Raw genomic sequence first — 20,099 nt, forward strand, 5'->3', positions numbered from 1 at the left:
TTCTCTCCCTTCTCCCGCCCCCTCCGGGGTACAAGGCAATTTACTAGGCAAGCCCAATCCCTAGACGCTAAAGAGGACGTAGATCACGTCCCCGTCCCGCACCTCGTAGTCCTTGCCCTCGAGGCGCACCCAGCCCCGCTCCTTGGCCTTAGCCCACCCCCCGGCCTCCACCAGCTTGTCCCAGGGGATCACCTCCGCCCGGATGAAGCCCCGCTCCATGTCCGAGTGGATCTCCCCCGCCGCCTCCGGGGCCCTGGCCCCTTGGCGCACCGTCCAGGCCCGCACCTCCTTCTCCCCGGCGGTGAAGAAGGTGAGAAGCCCCAAGGCCCTATACCCCGCCTGGGCCAGGCGTTGCAGGCCGCTTTGCGTGAGGCCATAGGCGGCGAGGAGTTCCTTCGCCTCTTCTTCAGGAAGTTCGGCGAGCTCCGCCTCCAGCTTGGCGGAGGCCACCACCACCTCCGCCCCTTCCGCCTTCGCCTTCTCCCGCACCGCCTGAACGTGAGGGTTCCCCTCCCCCTCGGGGAGGTCCTCCTCCGCCACGTTGGCCACATAAATGACCGGCTTGGCGGTGAGGAGGGGGGTTTCCTTGAGGAAGCGGCGCACCTCCTCCGAAAGGGGGTGGGTGCGGGCGGGCCTTCCCGCCTGCAGGTGGGCGTAAAGCCCTTCCGCCGCCTCCAAGAGGGGAAGCCTTTCCCGGTCGGCCCGGGCCTCCTTGCGGAGGCGCTCAAGCCGGCGCTCTAAGGTGGCAAGGTCGGCGAGGAGGAGCTCGGTTTCCACCACCTCCGCGTCCTCCAAGGGGTCCACCCGGCCCATGACGTGGACCACCTCGGGGTCGGGAAAGCAGCGGAGGACGTGGGCGATGGCCGCCACCTCGCGGATGTGGGCCAGGAACTGGTTGCCCAAGCCCTCCCCCTTGTGGGCCCCCTTGACGAGCCCGGCGATGTCCACGAACTCCACGTGGGTGGGCACCACGGGCGGGACCCTTTCCCCCTTGGCGAAGACCTTCTGCAAGGCGTAAAGCCGCTCGTCCTCCAGGGGCACCACCCCCACGTTCTTGTCTATGGTGGCGAAGGGGTAGTTGGCGGCGAGGGCGTTCGCCCGGGTGAGGGCGTTGAAGAGGGTGGACTTGCCCACGTTGGGTAGACCTACGATTCCTACGGCAAGCATCTTAGGACCTCAAAAAAAGCCCCAAGCGGGGCCTCTTTCCATCCTATCACGTGGGTCTCGTATGATGGCGGGGTATGGACCTGGCCGCCCACATTGACCACACCCTCCTCAAGCCCACCGCCACCCCCGAGGAGGTGGCGAAGGCGGCGGAGGAGGCGCTGGAATACGGCTTCTATGGCCTCTGCATCCCCCCTTCCTACGTGGCCTGGGTGCGGGCCCGCTACCCCCACGCGCCCTTCCGCCTGGTGACGGTGGTGGGCTTCCCCCTGGGCTACCAGGAGAAGGAGGTGAAGGCCCTGGAGGCGGCCCTCGCCTGCGCCCGGGGGGCGGACGAGGTGGACATGGTCCTCCACCTGGGCCGGGCCAAGGCGGGGGACCTGGACTACGTGGAGGCCGAGGTGCGGGCCGTGCGGGAGGCCGTTCCCAAGGCGGTGCTCAAGGTGATCCTGGAAACCGGCCACTTCGCCCCGGAGGCCCTGGAGGCCCTGGCCGAGGCGGCCATCCGGGGCGGGGCCGACTTCCTCAAGACCTCCACGGGCTTTGGCCCCCGTGGGGCGAGCCTCGAGGACGTGGCGCTCCTGGTGCGGGTGGCGAGGGGCCGGGCCCAGGTGAAGGCGGCGGGGGGCATCCGCGACCGGGAAACCGCCCTTAAGCTCCTGGTGGCGGGGGCGAGCCGGCTCGGCACCTCCAGCGGGGTAGCCCTGGTGCGGGGGGAGGCGGGAAGTGGGTACTAGGAGGAAGCAGAGGAGCCTGGCCGGGCTTCCCGGTTACCTGGTCCTCCTTGTCCTCCTTCTCCTTTGGGCCTACCAAGAGTTCCGCCGCCCCGCCCCGCCCCCAGTAGAGGCGGGGAAGACCGAGGTCTACTTCATGCCCGAAAACGGGAAAAGGGCCAAGGCCCGGCTCCTCGCCCTCATGGCCTCGGCCCAGGAAACCCTGGACGGGGCCTTCTACGAGTTCCGGGACCTAAAAATCGCCCAAGGCCTGCTCGCCGCCCACAAACGGGGGGTAAGGGTCAGGCTTTACGGGGAAAGCGACTACCGGGAGGACTTTCGCCGCTACTTGGTGGCGGCTTCCTTGGGGCAAGGGGAAGAGCCTCCCAGGGTGCCCCGCGCCCTCTTGCAGGAACGGGTCAAGCCCCTTTCCCTTGACTGCGAGGAGGTCGCCGGCATCCCCGTCTGCTACGACGAGCGGGAGGGCTTCATGCACCACAAGTTCCTGGTGGTGGACCAGAAGGCGGTGTGGACGGGAAGCGTGAACATGACCTGGAACGCCTTCGCCCGCAACAACGAAAACGCCCTTCTCCTCCCCTCCCCCACCCTGGCGGAGGGCTACGCAAGGGAGTTCCAGGCCCTCTTCAGCGGGGTCAAGGAGGGTTTGGGCCAGCCCGTGGCCTTCGCCCTGGAAGGGGTGGAAGGGGTGGCGTACTTCAGCCCCAAAGGAGGCGGTCTCGCCCAGGAGGCCATTCTTAAGGGGATCCGGGAGGCCCAAAGGGAAATCCTGGTGGCCGCCTTCGTCCTCACGGACCGGGAGATCGTGGATGCCCTCCTGGGGGCCAAGCGGCGGGGGGTGGAGGTGCGGGTGGTCCTCGAGGCCCGCAACCTGGGGGACAGCCGGGAGGAGGCCTTGTTGCAAGGGGGCATCCCCGTGCGCAAGGACGCCAACCCCTACACCCTCCACCACAAGGTCATGGTCCTGGACGAAGCCCACGTGATCACGGGAAGCTACAACTTCACCTTCCGAGCCCGGGAGGTGAACAACGAAAACCTCCTGGTCCTAAAAAGCCCCTCCCTGGCGGAGGCCTACAGAAAGGAGGTGCTCAGGCTTTGGCAGGCGGGCGAACCCCTCTAGTCCTGGCCTCGGGAAGCCCTAGGCGGAAGGCCCTCCTGGAGGCCTTGGGCTACCCCCTAAAGGTGGTGGTCCCCGGGGTGGCGGAGGAGGACCTTGCCCTCCCCCCGCCCGAGCTCGCCCTGGCGCTTGCCCGACGCAAGGGGGAAAGGGTGGAAGGCCCTTGGGTCCTGGCGGCGGACACCGTGGTGGACTTGGAGGGCAAGGCCTTGGGCAAGCCCAAGGACCCGGAGGAAAACCGCCTTTTCCTAAGGCTCCTCTCCGGCAGGGAGCACCTGGTGCACACCGCCATCTACCTACGCACGCCCCTGGACGAGGTGGCGGAGGTGCACACGGCGGCGGTGCGCTTCCGCGCGCTTTCCGAAGAGGAGATCGCCTGGTACGTGCGAAGCGGCGAGGGCCTGGACAAGGCGGGGGGCTACGGGGCCCAGGGGCTTGGCATGGCCCTTTTGGAAAGGGTGGAAGGGGACTTCTACACCGTGGTGGGCCTGCCCGTGGCCCGGGTCTTCGCCCTCCTTTGGCAAAGGGGGTTTCGGCCGTGAGCGAAACCGCCCTGCGCCGCCTCCTCTTCCTTCTCCTCCTGGCCTTGGGACTCGCCCTGGCCGCCCTCACCCGGCCCCTGGCCCCCCGGGTGGCCCTCCTCCTTTCCCCCCTCACCGCCCCCCTTCCCACCTTGGGCCACCGCCTGGGGGAGAACGTGAGGGCGGGCCTCGCCGCCCTGATGAACCGCCAGGACCTCTACGGGGAAAACCGGACCCTCCGGGCGAAGGTGGCGGCCCTGGAGGCGGAGAACCAGCGGCTACGCCTGGAGGTGGAGCGGCTTTCCCGGGCCCTTCGGGTGCGGCAGGAGCAGGCCCCAGGGGTGGTGGCCGTGGCCCCCGTGGTGGGGGAGGACCTCTCCGGGCTCTACCGCCGCCTGGTGATTGGCCTGGGGGAGCAGGACGGGATCCGGGTGGGTATGCCCGTCACCGCCCCCGAGGGGCTCGTGGGCCTGGTGGTGGAGGTGGAGGCCCACCGGGCCCTGGTGCGCACCCTCCTGGACCCGGAAAGCCAGGTGGGGGTGCGCCCCGAAAAGGCCCCGGGCCGGGGCGTGGCCCGCGGCGCCCCCCCGGACCGGGTCCTCGCCGAGTTCCCCCCCACGGTCCAGGTGGCGCCCGGGGAGCTCCTCCTCACCGGGGCCCCTTTGGGCCTCTTCCCGGCGGGCATCCCCGTGGGTAGGGTGGAGCGGGTGGAGCGGGTGCAGGGGGGGCTGAAGCTCAGGGCCTGGGCCAAACCCCTGGTGGAGCTTTCCCTCCTGGAGGAGGTCATCGTCCTGAGGCCCCTATGAAGGCGCTTCTCGCCCTTTTCCTAACCCTCTTCCTGGCCGGGTTCTTGGGAGCGGTCTGGCCCCAAGGGCTCATGGCCCCGGACCTCTTCCTGGTCCTCGCCCTCTGGTACGCCTGGGAAAGGCCCTACTACCTGGGGCTTCCCGCCGCCTTCCTCCTAGGGCTTCTACAGGACCTCTTGGGCTTCGGCCTCCTGGGCCTCCACGCCACGGGCCTCCTCCTCGCCGCCTACGCCTTCTACGCGGCAAGCCGCCGCCTGGTGGCCGGGGAAGGCCTGGGGACCATCTTCGCCTTCCTCTGGGCTTTTTTCGCCAAGTGGTTCGGCTACTTCCTGGTGGCTTACTGGCTCCGTTTGGATCTTCCGCCGCTTCTGCCCCTGGACTTGTTCTTGGAGGGGCTTTTCACCCTTCCCCTTTTCCTCCTCGCCCTCCGCCTGGGCGGCTTGGGTAAGGCGCCATGACCGCACGGCTTTACGCCCTCATGGCCTTCTTCCTCCTGGCCTTTGGCCTCCTTGGGCTTAGGGCCTGGCAACTCCAGATCCTGGAGCACGAGAAGTACGCCCTAAAAAGCCAAGGGAACTACCTGAAAACCGAAGGCATCCCCGCCCCCAGGGGGAGGATCCTGGACCGCAAGGGCCGGGTCATCGCCCAAGACCGGTTGGTGGTGGACCTGGTCTACGAGGGCGGAGAGGTGGCCTACAAGGAAAGGCTTCTTCCCCTTCTGGGCCTAAAGGAGCTTCCCAAGGAAGCGGGGGTGCTCAAGGCCGGGGTGCCGGAACACCTCCTCCCCACCCTGGCGGAGCTCACCGCCGGGCAGAAGAACCTGAAGCTGGTGGAGCGCATTGAGCGCCACTACCCCAACCCCATATCCGGGCCCGTCTTGGGCTACGTTCTGCAGGCCAATGCCGAGCAGGTGAAGCGGGGGTATAGCCCGGACGAGCAGGTGGGACAGGCGGGCCTCGAGGCGGCCCTGGAGTCCCACCTGCGGGGCAAGCGGGGAGTCAAAGCGGTGGAGGTGAACGTCCGGGGGGAGCGCCTGCGGGAAACCATCCTGGAGGAGCCCACCCCGGGGCAGGACGTGGTCTTGACCCTAGACCTGGACCTGCAGCGGGCGGCGGAGCGGGCCTTGGAGGAGGCCTTAAGCGACATCAACGCCGGCCGCCGGCTGAACGGGCTTCCCCCCGAGACCCGGGTCAAGGGGGCCATCGTGGCCCTGGACCCCCGCACCGGGGAGGTCCTGGCCATGGCCAGCGCCCCCTCCTTTGACCCGGGTCTCTTCGCCAAGCGCCCCGTGCCCAAGGAGGTGCAGGACCTCCTCCAGGACAAGGACCTTCCCCTCTTGAACCGGGCCCTGCAACCCTACACCCCGGGCTCCACCTTCAAGCTCGCCACCAGCTACGCCCTCCTGGAGGAGGGGTACGTGGGCCCGGCCACCACCTACCGCTGTAGCCCCTACATCGTCTACGGGGGCCAGGTGCGGCGCAACTGGGCCACCCGGGACCTGGGCCCCATGACGGTGCGGGAAGCCATCGCCTGGAGCTGCAACACCTGGTACTACCAGGCGGTGGCCCAAGACCCCTTGGGCTTGGTGGACCGCCTGGCGGCCCGGGCTCGGCTTCTGGGCCTCGGGGAACCCACGGGGGTGGAGGTGGCGGAGAAAACCGGCCTCCTCCCCACCCGCGCCTGGAAGCGGGAGGCCTTGGGGGAACCCTGGTACCCTGGGGAAACCCTCTCCGTGGCCATCGGCCAAGGCCCGGTCCTGGCCACCCCGGCCCAGGTCGCCCGGATGCTGGCCACGATAGCCAACGGGGGGAAGAAGCCCCAGCTCCACCTGGTGAAGCGGATCGGCAAGGAGGAGGTGAAGCCTACCCTAAAGCCAGTGCCAGGCCGCTTCTTTACCGTTCTCCAGGAAGGCCTGCGCAAGACCGTCGCCGAGGGCACGGCCCGGCATGTGCTGGGCAACTTCCCCGTGCCCACCGGGGGCAAGACGGGCACCGCGGAAACTCCCGGCAAGCGCCGGGGCCTGGAGCACGCTTGGTACATGGGCTACGGCCCCACGGACCCCAACAGCCCCTACCCACCCCTGGTGGTGGTGGCCTTCTTTGAAAACGGCGGGGAGGGAAGCCGGGTGGCCTTGCCGGCGGTGCGCAAGGTGATGGAGGCCTACTGGAAGGTGTCGGGGGAAGCCCAGGCCCGGTAGAATGACCCCATGCGCCTTCGCGCCACGCCCAAGGCCCTGGCCCTGAGGCTGGACGGGGGGGAAAGCCCCGAGGACCTAGCCCGCCTCACGCTCCCCGAGGGCCTTCCCCTGGAGGTGGAGGTGGCGGGCCCCGTGTCCCAAGAGGTGTTGCAAGCCCTCCTCGCCCTAGGCCGACCCCTCACCCTGGTGCCCGCCCGGAGCCACAAAAGCCTCGGTACCCTGGTGGTGGGCAAAACCCTGAGGGCTGGGGAGCGGGTGGAGCACCCTGGCACCGTCGTGGTCCTGGGGGACGTGAACCCGGGGGCCGAGGTGGTGGCGGGGGGCGACGTGATCGTGGTGGGCAAGCTCCGGGGCCTGGCCCACGCTGGGGCGGGAGGGGACGAGGAGCGCTTCATCTTCGCCCTGAGCCTGGCCGCCAAGCAACTTCGCATCGGCCCCCACCTGGCCCAAGCCCCCGAAGGGGAAGAGGCGACAGGCCCGGAGCTCGCCCGGGTGGTGGAAGGAAGGATCGTGGTGGAGCCCTGGTCTAGAAGGCGACCCCCCCCGACTCCACCCCGTAGCGCTTGAGCACCAGGTAGATCACCCAACCCGTGAGGGCCACGTAGAGCCAAATGGGCACCAAGACCTTGGCCCAGCGCTTGTGAAGGGCGAACTCCCCCCTAAGGGCCCGCCAGATGACGTAAAGGGCCAAGGGGCCGTTGAGGGCGGCGAGGAGGGTGTGGGTGACGAGAATGAAGTAGTACGCTCCCCGCCACGCCTCCGGCCCCCCGTAGGCCGTGGTGCCGTAAAGCCCCCACTTGGTAAGGTAGAAGACCAAGAAGAGGGCCGCCAAGCTGGTGGCGAGGAGCATGGTGCGGTGGTGCCACACCCGCTTCTCCCGGCGGATCAGGAACACCCCAAAGACGAGGGCCAAGCCCGAAAGGCCGATGCTCCAAACGGCAAGCAGGCCGAGAAGCTCCTTCATTGGCGTTCTCCCAAACGTTCGCTTAGAAGCCGCACCGCCTCGAGGCGGGCGGTGCGGGCGTAGCTATACCCTTTCAGGTAGTCCTCCTCCTGGCCTAAAAGCTGGTAAAGCCTGAGGTACGCCACCGCCAAAAGCCCGTCCCGCTCCCGGCTTGGGGGGAGGCGGTGGAGGAGCCTGGCGATTTCCCGAAGGCGCCCCGCCTCCTGGGCCTTTACGGGCGTTTCCCTAAGGGCCCGGGCCAGGTCTTCCAGGGCTTCCCCTAGCGGCATACTGGCGGGAAGTTTACCACAAATCCCCGTTCAGGGAATGCGACGGGAAGCGCGGTTTCCCGCGGCGTCCACCGCCACCACCACCGCCCCCTGGGGCACCTCTGCCAGGAAGGACACCCTGGGCTCCTTGGGCAGGGAAAGCGGCGTGTAGCGCCCCCCCATTTGCACCACCACCCGGTCCACCCGCACGTTGTCCTCCACCAGGCCATAGACCCGGTAAAGGCTCCCCTCCCGCTCTAGCCTTTCCAGAACGATGCGGGGCGGCGCGGCGTCCAGCACCAAGGGAACGCGCCGCTCCACCCGGTGGCCCAGGGCGTCCACCGCCTCCATCCTCAGTTCCACCTCCCCCGAGGTGGGGGCCTGTAGGCGGAAGCGAAAGCGCACCAGCCGCTTGCCCTTCTCCGCCTCCCCCAGCACCTCCGCCCCTTGCGCCCGCACGCTTACCACCCCGGAAGGGTCAAAGGCGTAGCCCTCCACCACCAGGGCCTTGCCGGGGGCCACCGCTCCACCCAAGGGCTCCACCAGGCCGAGCTCCGGCGGGGCCCCATCGGGCCGGGCACAACCGCCCAAAAGCAAGAGCACAAGGAGCAGGAGGGGATACCCGCGCATCCCCTCCATCCTACCCCATGCTAGCGGAAGATCACGCCCACTCGCCCGGCAAAATCTGGACCGAAGCCTGATAACGCCCCAAGTCCAAGGCTCACCCCGACGTTAAGCTCCCCATAAAAGGCCCAGGGTACCCCGGGAAAACGGTATTCCACGCCCAAAAGCCCATGGGGGAACACCGTTATCCCACCCACATTGTAAAACGTCCACACGCCTACCCCAACGCCCACGCCGTAGTACCAGTCCAGGGGCACCCCTGCCTCGTTTGGAACCGCGTTCTTCGCCAAAATTAGCCCAGCGTCCCCCGCGAGGCCAAACCCGCTCAAGCCCAGGCCCAAACGGAGGTTGCTCGCTTGGAACTGGAGTCCGAGGTACGTGGGCCAGCCAGAGTACACGCCATATCCGGGTGATTGCGCAAAGGCGACGTAGGAAAATAATGCCATGAATGCTGTCAAAAAAACCCTTTTCATCCTTGAACCCCCTTAGGCCTTTAGGATACACCGCGCCCGCCAAAAAGGAAAGAGCGGAGGAAGCGCACACTACGGAACCTACGTCGTATAAAGGGCGTTTATGCGCACATAGCCCTCCGTCAGGTCGCACCCGTAGGCCTCCGCGGCCCATTCCCCCTCTCCCAGATCCGCCCAGACCTCCACCACCTCAGCCCGCATGGCCTGGCTCGCCGCTTCCCGGTCAAAGGGAAGGACGCCGCCGGCGTATAGGGGGATGCCCTGAAGGTGGATGCGCACCCGCAAGGGGTCAAACCGGGCCCCCGAGTTGCCCAAGGCGGCCAAAATCCGTCCCCAGTTGGGGTCGTTCCCGTAAAGGGCGCTTTTCCAAAGGAGGCTTCCCGCCACCGCCCTGGCCGCCTGCCTCGCCTCCCTCTCCGTGGCCGCCCCCACCACCCGAACCACCAGGAGCTTGCTGGCCCCCTCCCCGTCCCGGGCGATCTTTTTGGCGAGCTCCCGGGCCACCCCTTCCAGGGCCTGGAAAAAGGCCTCCAAAGGCACCTCGCCGTAGGCCCCGTTGGCCAGCACCATGGCCAGGTCGTTGGTGGAGGTGTCCCCGTCCACGGTCACCTGGTTGAAGGTGCGGTCCACGATGCCCCTCCAGGCCTCCCGCAAGGCCTCCTGGGGCACCCAGGCGTCCGTGACCAAAAAGGCCAGCATGGTGGCCATGTTGGGGTGGATCATCCCACTCCCCTTGGCGATGCCCACCACCCTGGCCCCCGCCACCTCGGCCTCCTCCACCTTGGGCACCAGGTCGGTGGTGAGGATGGCCTCGGCGAAGGGGTCGGCGTAAGGGGTGAGCTCTATTTGCGGCAGGCCCGCCGCGATCCGCTCCACGGGCAGGGGCACCCCGATCACCCCGGTGGAGGCGGTGAGCACCTCCTCTGGGGCAAGGCCCAGGCGGAAGGCGGCGAGCTCGGCCATCCGCGCGTCGTCCCGGAAGCCCCGCTCCCCCGTGGCGCAGTTGGCGTTGCCGGCGTTCACCACCACGGCCCGCAAGGGGGCTCCGGTGGCGTAAAGCCCCCGGCCCCGGTGGATGGAAGGGGCCGCGGCCCGGTTCTGGGTGGCGGCGTAGGCCCATTGGGCGGGAAGCCCTGAGACCAAAAGGGCCAGGTCCGGCTTGCCCGAAGACTTGATGCCCGCCCGGGTAGCCCCGGCGCGGAAACCCCTGGGTAACCTCACGGCCATACGCCCTCCTTGGGCAAGGCGGTGTCCTCGGGTAGGCCCAGCATCAGGTTCAGGTTCTGCACCGCCTGCCCCGCCATGCCCTTCACCAGGTTGTCCAAGGCGGCGAAGACCAGGACGCGCCCAGTCCTTTCCTCGTAGAGGGGCTTGAGGTCCACCCGGTTGGCGGCGTAGGTACCCTTGGTCTCGGGAAGCCCCGCTAAAACCCGCACGAAGGGCTCCCCTAGGTAGAAGTCCCGGTAGAGGGCGTCCAGAGCCTCCTGGCTCCAGGTCCCCTCCACCTCCGCCTCCGCGGTGACCAAAATCCCCCGGGTCATGGGCACCAGGTGGGGGGTGAAGGAAAGGCGCACCTCCCGCCTGGGCCCGTGGGTGCGCACCCTCCGCCCTTGGGCCAGGAGGCGGCCCAGGTTCGCTTCCATCTCGGGGATGTGGCGGTGGGTGCCCCCTACCTTGTAGGGCTTCAGGTTCTCGTTCACCTCGGCGAAGAAGGTGCCTTCCCCCTCCCTGCCCGACCCCGAAACCCCGCTTAGGCCCACCACGAAGGCACCCCGGAGAACCCCTTCCGCCGCCAAGGGAGCGAGGGCCAAGGTGGCGGCGGTGACGTAGCAACCGGGGTTCGCCACCAGGCGGGCTTCCCTTAGCTCCTCCCGGTGGAGCTCGGGCAGGCCGTAGACCGCCTCCCGGTAGAGCTCGGGGCTTTGGTGGCGGATCCCGTACCAGGCCTCGTAGACCTCCGGGGGAAGGCGGTAGTCCCCGGAAAGGTCTATGACCCGCTTGCCCGCGCGAAGGGCCTCGGGGGTGATCCCCATGGCGAGGCCGTTGGGGAGGGCCAGAAACAGGACGTCCGCCCGCTCCAAGACCTCCTCTTGGGCAACGAAGGGCCTTTGGTCCCAAAGCTGGGGCCAGGCGGAAGAAAGGGGTCTACCCTCGTGCTTGCGGCTGGAAAAGCCCACCAGTTCCACCCCGGGGTGTTCCTTAAGAAGGCGAAGGAGTTCCGCCCCGCCGTATCCCGAGGCGCCCAGGATCCCCACCCTTACCACGGCACCTCCAGAAGAACTTCCGGGAAGGCCAGGGGCGCCAGGCGCTCCCCGGGCTTAACCCAGATCTGCTCCCGGTAGTGGTCCTCCTCCGGGGTGCGGAAAACGAGGAGCCGGCTCCCCTGAAGGTCCTGGACCCAGACCTCGGGAACCCCCCCCTTGGCGTAAGCGGGCACCTTCTTTGTTAAATCGTACTCCAACGTGGTGTCGGAAACCTCCACCACGAGAAAAGCATCCTGAGGTGTTGGGTGGCGCTCGCGGTAATCACCCTGACGGTACACGAGCAAATCCGGCTCCACGTAAGTGCCCGGAGGAATAACAAAGGGCCCCTGGACACGCACGCGAGCACGCTCTCCCAGGGCCTTCCGCAAGACCTCATCCCACCTCTCCACCACAAAGGCATGCCGGGACCCGATGGGCGCCATCTGGTAAATCTCCCCCTCCAGAAGCTCCACCCCCCGCTCCGGCAGGGGAAGCTTCAGGAACTCCTCCAGGCTAAAGCGGTAAGGGCGGACCATACCCCTACTTTAGCAAGGTGAGGAGGACGGCTTTGGCGGTGTGGAGACGATTTTCCGCCTGGTCAAAGACGCGGCTTTTGGGGCCGTGCACGGCTTCCTCCGTGGTCTCCTCTCCGTAGTGGGCGGGGAGGCAGTGGAGGAAGATCCCTTCGGGGTGGAGGAGGGAGAGGAGTTCCCCGTTCACCTGGAAGCCACGGAAGTCCTTGAGGCGCTTTTCCCGCTCCGCCTCCTGGCCCATGCTGGTCCAGACGTCCGTGTAGAGGGCGTGGGCCCCAAAGGCGGCCTCCTTGGGGTCGTGGGTGAAGTAGGCCTTGGCCTTTTCCAGAAGGGCGGGATCGGGCTCGTAGCCCTTAGGGGTGGCCACCCGCACCCTTAGCCCCACCAGGGGCGCGACCTCCAGGAGGGAGTTTAAAACGTTGTTCCCGTCCCCCACCCAGGCCACCTCGAGGCCCTCCCACCCCCCAAAGACCTCCTTGAGGGTGAGGAGGTCCGCCAGGGCCTGCAGGGGATGGGCCCGGTCGGAAAGGGCGTTGATGACGGGAATGCGGGCGTGGCGGGCCAGGGCCGCCACGGTCCCGTGCCGATACACCCGGGCGGCGATGCCCTCCACGAAGCGCTCCAGGTTCTTGGCCACGTCCTTCACGGGCTCCCGCTCCCCGATGCCCACCTGCTTTTGGTCCAAGTAGACCGCATGCCCCCCCAGGTGGACCATGGCCACCTCCAAGGTGGTGCGGGTGCGCAAGGAAGGCTTCTCAAAGAGAAGGGCGAGGACCTTACCCTTAAGGTCTTCTCCCCGGTAGCGCTCGCGCTTGAGCCTGTCCGCCAAGGCGATGAGCTCCCGGATGGCCTGGGCGCCGTAGCCGGAAAAGTCCAACAGGTCCTTGGGCAGGGTCAGGGCGTCTCCCCCCATGAGGCCCTTAGGATACCTTGGTCTTGCAAAGTTATGCAAGGGGCTAGGCCCGGGACCAGGGGACGTAGAGCACGGGCAAGGGGCTCACGAAGGGCTCGGCGTAGTCCACCCCAAGGTAGTTCCCCCAGTAGCGGCGCATGGCCTTGCGGGCCTCCACCCCCTTGGGCCCCACCGTCTCGCTGGCCGCCTCGCCCAGGAACTGGCTCCGATAGGCCAAGACCGCTTGCTCCCACTGGTCTATGAAGGCGGAAATCTTCACCAGGAAACTGGGGGTGAAGGGGTGGTTGCCCGGGTAGAAGAAAAGCCTTTCTACCCGGTGGGGCTCCCCTTCCAAGGGGGCTTTCTTCAGGCCCGCCAAGTGGATGGCGGCCACCGCCAGGCGGCTCGCCGCGGTGTGGTCGGGGTGACGGTCGGCGGAAAGGGGGGCGAACACCACCCGCGGCCTGAGCTTGCGGAGCACCTCGGCCAGGCGATGCCGCTGCTCGGGGAGGTCCGCAAGCCCCCCGTCGGGAAGCCCCAGATTTCCCCGGAAGTCCAAGCCCAGGATGCGGCTCGCCTCCGCCACCTCCTTTTCCCGCTCCTCGGGGGTACCCTTGGAGCCCATCTCCCCCCGGGTGAGGTCCAAAATCCCGGTGGAAAGCCCCTCCGCCTTGGCCCTTGCCAAGGTCCCCCCGCACCCGAGCTCTCCGTCGTCGGGATGGGGGGCGATGACCAAAAGGTCAAGCATCCCGCACCTCCACCCTTTCCCCTAGCCGCCTTTCCGTGCCCGCCTGCAGGCGCTTCAGGTTTTCCCGGTGGGTGAAGAAGATGAGGAGGGCCATGAGGGCCACGGTGCCCACCTCCCAAAGGGGCCGGCCCAGGGCCAAGGAAAGCACCAAGGCCGCCACGCCCCCGGTCATGCTCCCCGCGGACACATAGCGGGTGAGGAGCATCACGGATAGCCCGATGGGCAAGGTCCAAAGGGCGAGCAAGGGGTCCAGGAAGAGCAGGGTGCCGAAGCTGGTGGCCACCCCCTTCCCCCCCCGGAAGCCCAAAAAGACCGAGAAGTTGTGCCCCAAAACCGCCGCCAAGGCCACCCCCCCGAGCAAGGGCCCTTCAATCCCCACCGCCCGAGCGATGAGCACCGCAATGCCCCCTTTAAACACGTCAAAGAAGGCCACCACCAAGGCGGGGCCAGGCCCCAAGGCCCTGAGGACGTTGGTGGCCCCGATGTTCCCCGAACCCACCTTGCGGAGGTCCACCCCGTAGGTGCGGGCCACCAAGACCCCGGCGGGGATGGACCCAAAGAGATAGGCCAGAAGGAGGACCCAAAGCCAGTCCATGGGGGGATTTTAACTGCTGGCCGAGGTGTAGCTCCCAAGGGCCAAGCGGAAAAAGCCCCGCGCCAGGAGGAAAAGGCCCAAAGCCAGCCCCAAGGCCACCCAGGGCGCCTCCCCCCGCCCCAAGGCGGCCTCCGCCGGCACCGTGGTGAGGAAAGCCACCGGAACCACGAAGGTGAAGAAGAAGCGGTAAAGGGCCGGGTAGCTGGAGGCGGGAAAGCGCCCCGCCTCCAAAAGCCCCCGCAGGACCTCGGTGACGTTATAGATTTTCACGAACCAGATGCTGGTGGTGGCGAGGAGGAACCAGAGGCTATAAAGGATGAGGGCCCCCACGAGCCAGTAGAAGGCGAAAAGGAAGTAGTCCCCAAGCCCAAGGCCAAGCCGGCTTCCCCCATAAAGGAGAAGCCCCACCCCTAGGAGGAAATCCCCAAGGCCCCAAGGGGAAAAGACCCTGAGGGAAAGCCAAAACTGGGGGTCTAAGGGCTTGAGGAGGACGAAGTCCAAGGTGCCCTGCTGCACGTGCTCCACGATCTTGTTGAGGTTGGGGGCGAGGAGGGTGCTCCCAAGGCCCTGTAGCAGGGTGAAGGCGGCAAGGACCAAAAGGGCCTCCTCCCAGGCCCACCCCCCTGGCCGGTACCCCCCCTGGTAGAGGAGGAGGAGGCCGAAGAGGGCCCCGAGGAGGGTGAGGGCCGAGGAGAAAAGCCCCAGGAGGAAGTTCAGGCGGTACTCCATCTCCGCCGCCAAGGAAAGGCGCAAAAAGAGGAGGTAGACCCGCAGGTAGCGCACAAAGACCATTACACCACGTAGACTTAGAGGGTGCGCCTCGAGGCCGTCGTCCTCGCCCAAGACCTCACCAAGCACTTCCGCGTGGCCCTGAAGGAGGAAAGCCTCCTGGGTACCCTGCGCCACTTCCTCTTCCGCCAGTACCGCCTGGTGCGGGCGGTGGAGGGGGTGAGCTTCGCCATCCGGCGGGGGGAGGTGGTGGGCTTTTTGGGCCCCAACGGGGCGGGCAAGACCACCACCTTGAAGATGCTCACGGGGCTCCTCCACCCCACCCGTGGGGAGGCGCTGGTGGCGGGGCACGTGCCCTGGCGCAGGGAAAAGGCCTTCCTGAGGAAGATCACCCTGGTCATGGGCAACAAGCAACAGCTGATCTGGGACCTGCCCGCCATGGACACCCTCCGGCTCAACGCCGCCATCTACGAGGTCCCCGAGGGGGAGTTCCGGAAGCGGGTGGGGGAGCTGGCAGAGATGCTGGGGCTAGAGGGAAAGCTCCACCAGCCCGTGCGCAAGCTCTCCCTGGGGGAAAGGATGAAGGCGGAGCTTTTGGCCGCCCTCCTCCACCGCCCCGAGGTCCTCTTCCTGGACGAACCCACCCTGGGCCTGGACGTGAACGCCCAGGTGGCGGTGCGGGAGTTCGTGCGGGCCTACAACGCCCGCTACGGGGCCACCATCCTCCTCACGAGCCACTACATGGCGGACATCGCCGCCCTTTGCGAAAGGGTCCTGGTCATCCACCATGGCAGGCTCCTCTACGACGGGGCCTTGGAGGGCCTTTTGGCCCGCTTCGCCCCCTACCGGGAGGTGCGGCTCGTCCTGGCCAAACCCCTTCCCCGGGAGGCCCTGAAGGCCTTCGGGGAGGTGCGGGAAGTGGAGGGGCGGGAGGCCAGGCTCCTCGTCCCCCGGGCGGGGCTCACGGAGCGGGTGGCCCTCATCCTGAAGGGGCTTCCCGTGGAGGACCTCGAGGTCAAGGAGCCCCCCCTGGAAGAGGTCATCGCCCGGGTTTTCCAAAGCCCCAAGGAGGTGGAGGGATGAGGAAGGCCTGGGCCCTCCTAGGGGTGTACCTCGCCTACATGCTGGAGTACCGGGCGGAGCTTTTCCTTTGGGCCCTGGCGGGGGCGCTTCCCCTGATCCTCCTTGGGGTCTGGACGGAAGCGGCACGGCACGGGGATTTCCCCTTAGGCCCCGGGGAGTTCGCCCGCTACTTCCTCATGGTCTTCCTGGTGCGCCAGGCCACGGTGGTCTGGGTGGTGTGGGAGTTTGAGCGGGACGTGGTGGAAGGGAGGCTCTCCTTCCGCCTCCTTAGGCCCCTGGACCCCTTCTTTGACCACTTGGCGGCCCACGTGGCGGAAAGGCTCGCCCGGCTTCCCTTCGTGGTCCTCCTCACCCTCCTCTTCTTTCTCCTCTTCCCCGAGGCCCGCTTCCAACCTGAGCCTTTGTCCTTCCTCCTCGGGCTCCTCCTCACCGCCCTAGCCTTTTTGCTCCGCTACCTCATGCAGTACGCCGTCGCCCTCCTCACCTTCTTCAGCGAGCGGGCCACGGCGGTGGAGGAGGTCTTCTTCCTCCTTTACCTCTTCCTCTCCGGGACCATCGCCCCCCTGGAGGTCTTCCCCGAACCCCTAAGGACCCTCGCCCTCCTCACCCCCTTCCCCTACCTGGTCTACCTCCCCGCCGCCCTCCTGGCGGGGCAGGAGGTGCGCCTCTTCCCGGGTCTTTGGGTGATGCTCCTTTGGGGGGTTTTCTTCTTCCTCCTCTGGCGCCTCCTCTGGCGGCTTGGGCTCAGGCACTATGCCGGCCACGGGGCATGATGGCGGCATGGCCACCCGGTACCGCTTCCGCGTGGAAGCGTTTGAGCGGGCCTTCCAGGGGGTGCCCCACGTGGAGCTCCTAAGGGGAGAGGTGTACCAGATGCGCCCCATGGGACCCAGGCACGTGGCCGCCGCGATGCGCTTGGACCACCGGCTGAAGGAAGCTTTGGCAGGCAAGGCCTTGGTGGCGGTAAAGTCTCCCTTACGCCTCGCGGAGGACTCCGAGCCCGAGCCGGACCTCCTCATCCTCAAGCCCCCCTTGGAGCGCTACCAGGATCGCCTCCCCACCCCCGAGGACGTCCTCCTCCTGGTGGAGGTGGCGGACACCTCCTTGGAGTTTGACCGAGGGGTGAAGCTTCCCCTCTATGCCGAGGCGGGCATCCCCGAGGTGTGGCTCGTGAACCTGAAGGAGGGCCTCCTGGAGGTCCACCGCGACCCCCGGGGTGGGCGGTACCGGGAAATCCGCCTCCTCACCCCCGAAGAGGCGGTGAGCCCCCTGGCCTTTCCCGAGGTCAGGCTTCCTTGGGCGTAGGGGCCCGGGCGAAGAGGAGGGCGTAGGCGTAGCCGTCGGTGAGGGCCTTGAGGGAGGCCTCGAGGATGTTCTCGCTGGCCCCCACCGTGGCGAAGCGCTCCTCCCCCCGCTTCATCTCGATCATCACCCGCACCCCCGAGTTGGTGCCCGCCTCCTGCCCGGAGAGGATGCGCACCTTGTAATCCGTGAGCTCCACGTCGTCAAGCTCCGGGTAAAACTGCAACACCGCCTTGCGGAAGGCCCTGTCCAGGGCGGAAACGGGACCGAAGGGGCTCTCGGCGGCGGTGTGTTGCAGGCTATCCCCCACCCGCACCCGCACCGTGGCCTCGGCCCAGGCGGTGTCCAGGCCCGCCCCGTGGACGAAGACGCTAAACCCCTCCACGCTAAAGGGAAGCGCCCCGCCCCTTAGGCGGTGGGCCAGGAGGTAGAAGCTGGCCTCCGCCCCCTCAAAGGCGTAGCCCTCGTACTCCAGGGCCTTCACCTCATCCAAGAGGCGCTTGGCCTCCTCCCGGGAAAGGTCCACCCCGAGCTCCTGGAGCTTGGCCAGGAGGTTGGAGCGGCCCGAGACGTCCGAGACCAAAAAGCGGCGGGCGTTCCCCACCCACTCCGGGGGGATGTGCTCGTAGGTGCGGGGGTTTTTCAGGACGGCGGACACGTGCACCCCCGCCTTGTGGGCGAAGGCCGCCTCCCCCACGTAGGGGGCGCGGCGGTTTGGGGTGAGGTTGGCCCGCTCGTCCACGAAGTGGGAAAGCTCCTTAAGGCCCCGAAGCCGCTCGGGGGGGAGGGCGGGGATTTTGTACTTGAAGACCAGGGTGGGGAGGAAGCTCGTGAGGTTCAGGTTGCCGCACCGCTCCCCGTAGCCGTTGATGGTGCCCTGCACGTGGGTAGCCCCAGCCCGCACCGCCGCTAAGGCGTTGGCCACGGCGAGCTCGGCGTCGTTGTGGGGGTGGATGCCCACCCTAACCCCGGGGAAGCGCTCCACCACCGCCTTGGTGATGGCGTAGACCTCCTCGGGCAGGCTCCCCCCGTTGGTGTCGCAAAGGACCAAGGTGTCGGCCCCTCCCTCCCGGGCGGCCTCGAGGGTGGCGAGGGCGTAGCCGGGGTCCTCCTTGTAGCCATCAAAAAAGTGCTCGGCGTCGTAAATGACCCGCTTTCCCCTCTGGGCGAAGAAGGCCACCGTGTCCCGGATCATGCGGAGGTTCTCCTCCAAGGAGGTTTCCAGGGCCTCCAGCACGTGCAGGGTCCAGCTTTTGCCGAAGAGGACCACCACCGGGGTTTCCGCCTCTAAAAGGGCCAAAACGGAGGGGTCCTCCTCCGGGGAAAGCCCCTTTTTGCGGGTGGCCCCGAAGGCGGCAAGCCTCGCCGCCCCCAGGTCCACCCCCTTCATGCGGGCGAAGAACTCCGCGTCCTTGGGGTTGGAGCCGGGCCAACCCCCCTCAATCACGTGGATGCCGAAGGCGGCCAGGCGCCGGGCAATGGCCACCTTGTCGTCCACGGAGAGGCTTACCCCTTCCCCCTGGGTGCCGTCCCGGAGCGTGGTATCCAGAATCTCCACCATGCCTAAACCCCGCGCGCCACCTCGGAGATGGAAGGGGGGTGGCGGGTGGCCCGGCCCGAGGCCAGCTTCCCGGCGGCGTCCAAAAAGGCCAGGGCGCTGGCCTCTATAATGTCCGGGGAAACCCCCACCCCCACCGCCTGGAGCTCCCCAAGCCTAAGCCGCACCGTCACCTGGCCCAAGGCCTCGGTGCTCCCCGTGATGGCCTCCACCCGGTAAAGCTCCAGCTCTGGCTTGAGGCCGATGGCCTCCTCCAAGGCCTTGTACACCGCGTCCACCGGCCCGTCCCCCGTGTGGGTGGCCACCTTTTCCCCGTCCGGGGTCCTCACCTTCACCGTGGCCGTGGGCAGGAGGCCCGAGCCGGAAAAGAACTGCACGTGCTCCAGGGTGAAGAAGTGGGAGACGGGCTCCCGTTCGCTTTCCACCAGGGCCTGGAGCTCCTCGGCGGAAAGGGGGCCCTTTTTCTCGGCGATCTCCTTGAAGCGGGCGAAAAGCTTCTTCAGCTCCTCCTCGGAGAGGTCCTTGTAGCCCAGGTCCTCGAGGGCCTTCTTAAAGGCCGCCCGCCCCGAGTGCTTGCCGAGGACGATCACCGCGGGGCGCCTACCGATGAGCTCGGCGTCCATGATCTCGTAGGTGGCCCGGTGCTTCAGGACGCCGTCTTGGTGGATGCCGGACTCGTGGGCGAAGGCGTTGTCCCCCACGATGGCCTTGTTGGGGGGGACGGGCATCCCGGTGTAGCGCTCCACCAAGCGGCTTACCCGGTAGATCTCGCGGGTGTTGATCTGGGTGTAGGCCTTGTACCAGTCCCGGCGCACGTAGAGGGCCATGACCACCTCCTCCAAGGAGGTGTTCCCCGCCCGCTCCCCGATGCCGTTGATGGTGCACTCCACCTGCCCCGCCCCGTTTTCAATCCCCGCCAAGGCGTTGGCGGTGGCCAGGCCCAGGTCGTCGTGGGTGTGGGTGGAGATGATCACGTCCCGCCCCCGCACCACCTCGTCGCGGATGCGGCGGATGAGGGCCCCGTACTCCCCGGGGGTGCCGTAGCCCGTGGTGTCGGGGATGTTGATGGTGGTGGCCCCCGCCTCAATGGCCACCTCGTAAAGCCGCTTCACGAAGTCCCAGTCCGCCCGCATCACGTCCTGGGCGGAAAACTCCACGTCGTCCACGTACTGGCGGGCGTAGCGGACCATCTTGTCCGCCATCTCCAAGACCTCCTCCTCCGTCTTCTTCAGCATGTACTCCAGGTGGATCTTGGAGGCGGAGGTGAAGACGTGGATCCTGGGCTTTTCCGCCTTCTCCAGGGCCTTGGCCGCCTGGTCAATGTCCAGGGTGTGGGTGCGGGCCAAGGCGGCGATGATGGGGCCCTTTACCTCCGTGGCGATGCGCCGCACCGCCTCAAACTCCAAAGGCCCGGATACGGGGAAGCCCGCCTCAATGATGTCCACGTTGAGCCGGGCCAGGGCGTGGGCGATTTCCAGCTTCTGGTCCAAGGAAAGCGCCACCCCTGGGCTCTGCTCCCCGTCCCTGAGCGTGGTGTCAAAGATCCGGATGTGCCGTTCCATGGTTCCCTCCCT

General features: G+C 67.4%; 24 protein-coding genes. 10 read left to right on the forward strand and 14 right to left on the reverse strand.

Features of this window, described 5'->3' with window-relative positions:
- Positions 1-60: 60 nt before the first annotated feature.
- Entirely contained in the window at positions 61-1,167 is a 1,107-nt protein-coding gene (gene ychF, locus L0D17_RS10105; RefSeq protein WP_243094987.1) for a redox-regulated ATPase YchF, read from the reverse strand.
- A 74-nt stretch (positions 1,168-1,241) separates the two neighbouring features.
- Between ychF and deoC the strand changes: the two genes are divergently transcribed.
- Genes deoC through L0D17_RS10140 form a run of 7 tightly spaced genes read left to right on the forward strand, consistent with a single transcriptional unit; the run spans position 1,242 to position 7,103 of the window.
- On the forward strand, positions 1,242-1,901 hold the full coding sequence (gene deoC / locus L0D17_RS10110; RefSeq protein WP_243094988.1) for a deoxyribose-phosphate aldolase: 660 nt from the start codon (positions 1,242-1,244) through the stop codon (positions 1,899-1,901).
- Positions 1,891-3,015 carry a phospholipase D-like domain-containing protein gene (locus L0D17_RS10115; protein WP_243094989.1) on the forward strand — a complete coding sequence of 375 codons (1,125 nt, stop codon included), beginning with the start codon at positions 1,891-1,893 and terminating at the stop codon, positions 3,013-3,015. Before deoC ends, L0D17_RS10115 begins: the two co-directional genes overlap by 11 nt.
- Positions 2,991-3,554 carry a Maf family protein gene (locus tag L0D17_RS10120; protein ID WP_039457595.1) on the forward strand — a complete coding sequence of 188 codons (564 nt, stop codon included), beginning with the start codon at positions 2,991-2,993 and terminating at the stop codon, positions 3,552-3,554. Before L0D17_RS10115 ends, L0D17_RS10120 begins: the two co-directional genes overlap by 25 nt.
- Positions 3,551-4,339 carry a rod shape-determining protein MreC gene (gene mreC, locus L0D17_RS10125; RefSeq protein WP_039457597.1) on the forward strand — a complete coding sequence of 263 codons (789 nt, stop codon included), beginning with the start codon at positions 3,551-3,553 and terminating at the stop codon, positions 4,337-4,339. Before L0D17_RS10120 ends, mreC begins: the two co-directional genes overlap by 4 nt.
- On the forward strand, positions 4,336-4,797 hold the full coding sequence (gene mreD, locus L0D17_RS10130) for a rod shape-determining protein MreD (protein ID WP_039457599.1): 462 nt from the start codon (positions 4,336-4,338) through the stop codon (positions 4,795-4,797). Before mreC ends, mreD begins: the two co-directional genes overlap by 4 nt.
- Positions 4,794-6,536 carry a penicillin-binding transpeptidase domain-containing protein gene (locus tag L0D17_RS10135; protein WP_039457602.1) on the forward strand — a complete coding sequence of 581 codons (1,743 nt, stop codon included), beginning with the start codon at positions 4,794-4,796 and terminating at the stop codon, positions 6,534-6,536. Before mreD ends, L0D17_RS10135 begins: the two co-directional genes overlap by 4 nt.
- 9 nt (positions 6,537-6,545) lie before the next feature.
- Entirely contained in the window at positions 6,546-7,103 is a 558-nt protein-coding gene (locus tag L0D17_RS10140; protein WP_243094992.1) for a septum site-determining protein MinC, read from the forward strand.
- Here the strand turns inward: L0D17_RS10140 and L0D17_RS10145 are convergent.
- From L0D17_RS10145 to L0D17_RS10195, 11 genes are all read right to left on the reverse strand, one after another.
- Positions 7,063-7,500: a DUF420 domain-containing protein gene (locus L0D17_RS10145; RefSeq protein WP_243094995.1), complete on the reverse strand. Its 438-nt coding sequence runs from the start codon at positions 7,498-7,500 to the stop codon at positions 7,063-7,065. The genes L0D17_RS10140 and L0D17_RS10145 overlap by 41 nt on opposite strands.
- Entirely contained in the window at positions 7,497-7,769 is a 273-nt protein-coding gene (locus L0D17_RS10150; protein WP_243094998.1) for a hypothetical protein, read from the reverse strand. Before L0D17_RS10150 ends, L0D17_RS10145 begins: the two co-directional genes overlap by 4 nt.
- Positions 7,770-7,799: 30 nt before the next feature.
- The gene (locus tag L0D17_RS10155; RefSeq protein WP_243094999.1) at positions 7,800-8,378 is read right to left on the reverse strand and encodes a hypothetical protein; all 579 of its coding nucleotides are present in this window, start codon (positions 8,376-8,378) and stop codon (positions 7,800-7,802) included.
- A gap of 20 nt (positions 8,379-8,398) precedes the next feature.
- Positions 8,399-8,845 (reverse strand): hypothetical protein, encoded by a 447-nt coding sequence (locus tag L0D17_RS10160; RefSeq protein WP_243095001.1) that lies wholly within the window; start codon positions 8,843-8,845, stop codon positions 8,399-8,401.
- Positions 8,846-8,923: 78 nt separating this feature from the next.
- Positions 8,924-10,069 (reverse strand): bifunctional glutamate N-acetyltransferase/amino-acid acetyltransferase ArgJ, encoded by a 1,146-nt coding sequence (gene argJ / locus L0D17_RS10165; protein ID WP_243095004.1) that lies wholly within the window; start codon positions 10,067-10,069, stop codon positions 8,924-8,926.
- Positions 10,060-11,097 carry an N-acetyl-gamma-glutamyl-phosphate reductase gene (gene argC / locus L0D17_RS10170; protein WP_243095035.1) on the reverse strand — a complete coding sequence of 346 codons (1,038 nt, stop codon included), beginning with the start codon at positions 11,095-11,097 and terminating at the stop codon, positions 10,060-10,062. The genes argJ and argC overlap by 10 nt, the downstream gene beginning before the upstream one ends.
- Before the next feature lie 2 nt (positions 11,098-11,099).
- Complete coding sequence (locus tag L0D17_RS10175) at positions 11,100-11,621, reverse strand: Uma2 family endonuclease (protein WP_243095006.1); 522 nt, start codon at positions 11,619-11,621, stop codon at positions 11,100-11,102.
- Between the two features lie 4 nt (positions 11,622-11,625).
- Positions 11,626-12,531: an ornithine carbamoyltransferase gene (gene argF, locus L0D17_RS10180; protein ID WP_039457626.1), complete on the reverse strand. Its 906-nt coding sequence runs from the start codon at positions 12,529-12,531 to the stop codon at positions 11,626-11,628.
- Positions 12,532-12,574: 43 nt separating this feature from the next.
- Positions 12,575-13,258 (reverse strand): bacillithiol biosynthesis deacetylase BshB1, encoded by a 684-nt coding sequence (gene bshB1, locus L0D17_RS10185; RefSeq protein ID WP_039457629.1) that lies wholly within the window; start codon positions 13,256-13,258, stop codon positions 12,575-12,577.
- A complete protein-coding gene (gene plsY, locus L0D17_RS10190) occupies positions 13,251-13,853 on the reverse strand; it encodes a glycerol-3-phosphate 1-O-acyltransferase PlsY (protein WP_243095008.1) in 603 nt (200 codons plus the stop codon). The genes bshB1 and plsY overlap by 8 nt, the downstream gene beginning before the upstream one ends.
- A 9-nt stretch (positions 13,854-13,862) precedes the next feature.
- Positions 13,863-14,645, reverse strand: a complete 783-nt coding sequence (locus L0D17_RS10195; protein WP_200883382.1) for an ABC transporter permease — start codon at positions 14,643-14,645, stop codon at positions 13,863-13,865.
- 21 nt (positions 14,646-14,666) lie between these two features.
- Between L0D17_RS10195 and L0D17_RS10200 the strand changes: the two genes are divergently transcribed.
- From L0D17_RS10200 to L0D17_RS10210, 3 genes are read left to right on the forward strand one after another with little or no spacing between them, the layout of a single operon-like run.
- Entirely contained in the window at positions 14,667-15,665 is a 999-nt protein-coding gene (locus L0D17_RS10200; protein WP_243095010.1) for an ABC transporter ATP-binding protein, read from the forward strand.
- Positions 15,662-16,438, forward strand: coding sequence for an ABC transporter permease (locus L0D17_RS10205; protein ID WP_243095012.1), 777 nt, complete (start codon positions 15,662-15,664; stop codon positions 16,436-16,438). The genes L0D17_RS10200 and L0D17_RS10205 overlap by 4 nt, the downstream gene beginning before the upstream one ends.
- Positions 16,439-16,445: 7 nt before the next feature.
- The gene (locus L0D17_RS10210; RefSeq protein ID WP_243095014.1) at positions 16,446-16,970 is read left to right on the forward strand and encodes a Uma2 family endonuclease; all 525 of its coding nucleotides are present in this window, start codon (positions 16,446-16,448) and stop codon (positions 16,968-16,970) included.
- Here L0D17_RS10210 and cimA read toward each other — a convergent pair.
- Both cimA and L0D17_RS10220 read right to left on the reverse strand, forming a co-directional pair.
- Positions 16,951-18,528 carry a citramalate synthase gene (gene cimA / locus L0D17_RS10215; protein WP_243095016.1) on the reverse strand — a complete coding sequence of 526 codons (1,578 nt, stop codon included), beginning with the start codon at positions 18,526-18,528 and terminating at the stop codon, positions 16,951-16,953. The genes L0D17_RS10210 and cimA overlap by 20 nt on opposite strands.
- A 2-nt stretch (positions 18,529-18,530) precedes the next feature.
- Positions 18,531-20,087, reverse strand: coding sequence for a 2-isopropylmalate synthase (locus L0D17_RS10220; RefSeq protein WP_243095025.1), 1,557 nt, complete (start codon positions 20,085-20,087; stop codon positions 18,531-18,533).
- Positions 20,088-20,099: the final 12 nt, after the last annotated feature.

The sequence above is a fragment of the Thermus thalpophilus genome (assembly GCF_022760915.1).
Taxonomy (GTDB): domain Bacteria; phylum Deinococcota; class Deinococci; order Deinococcales; family Thermaceae; genus Thermus; species Thermus thalpophilus.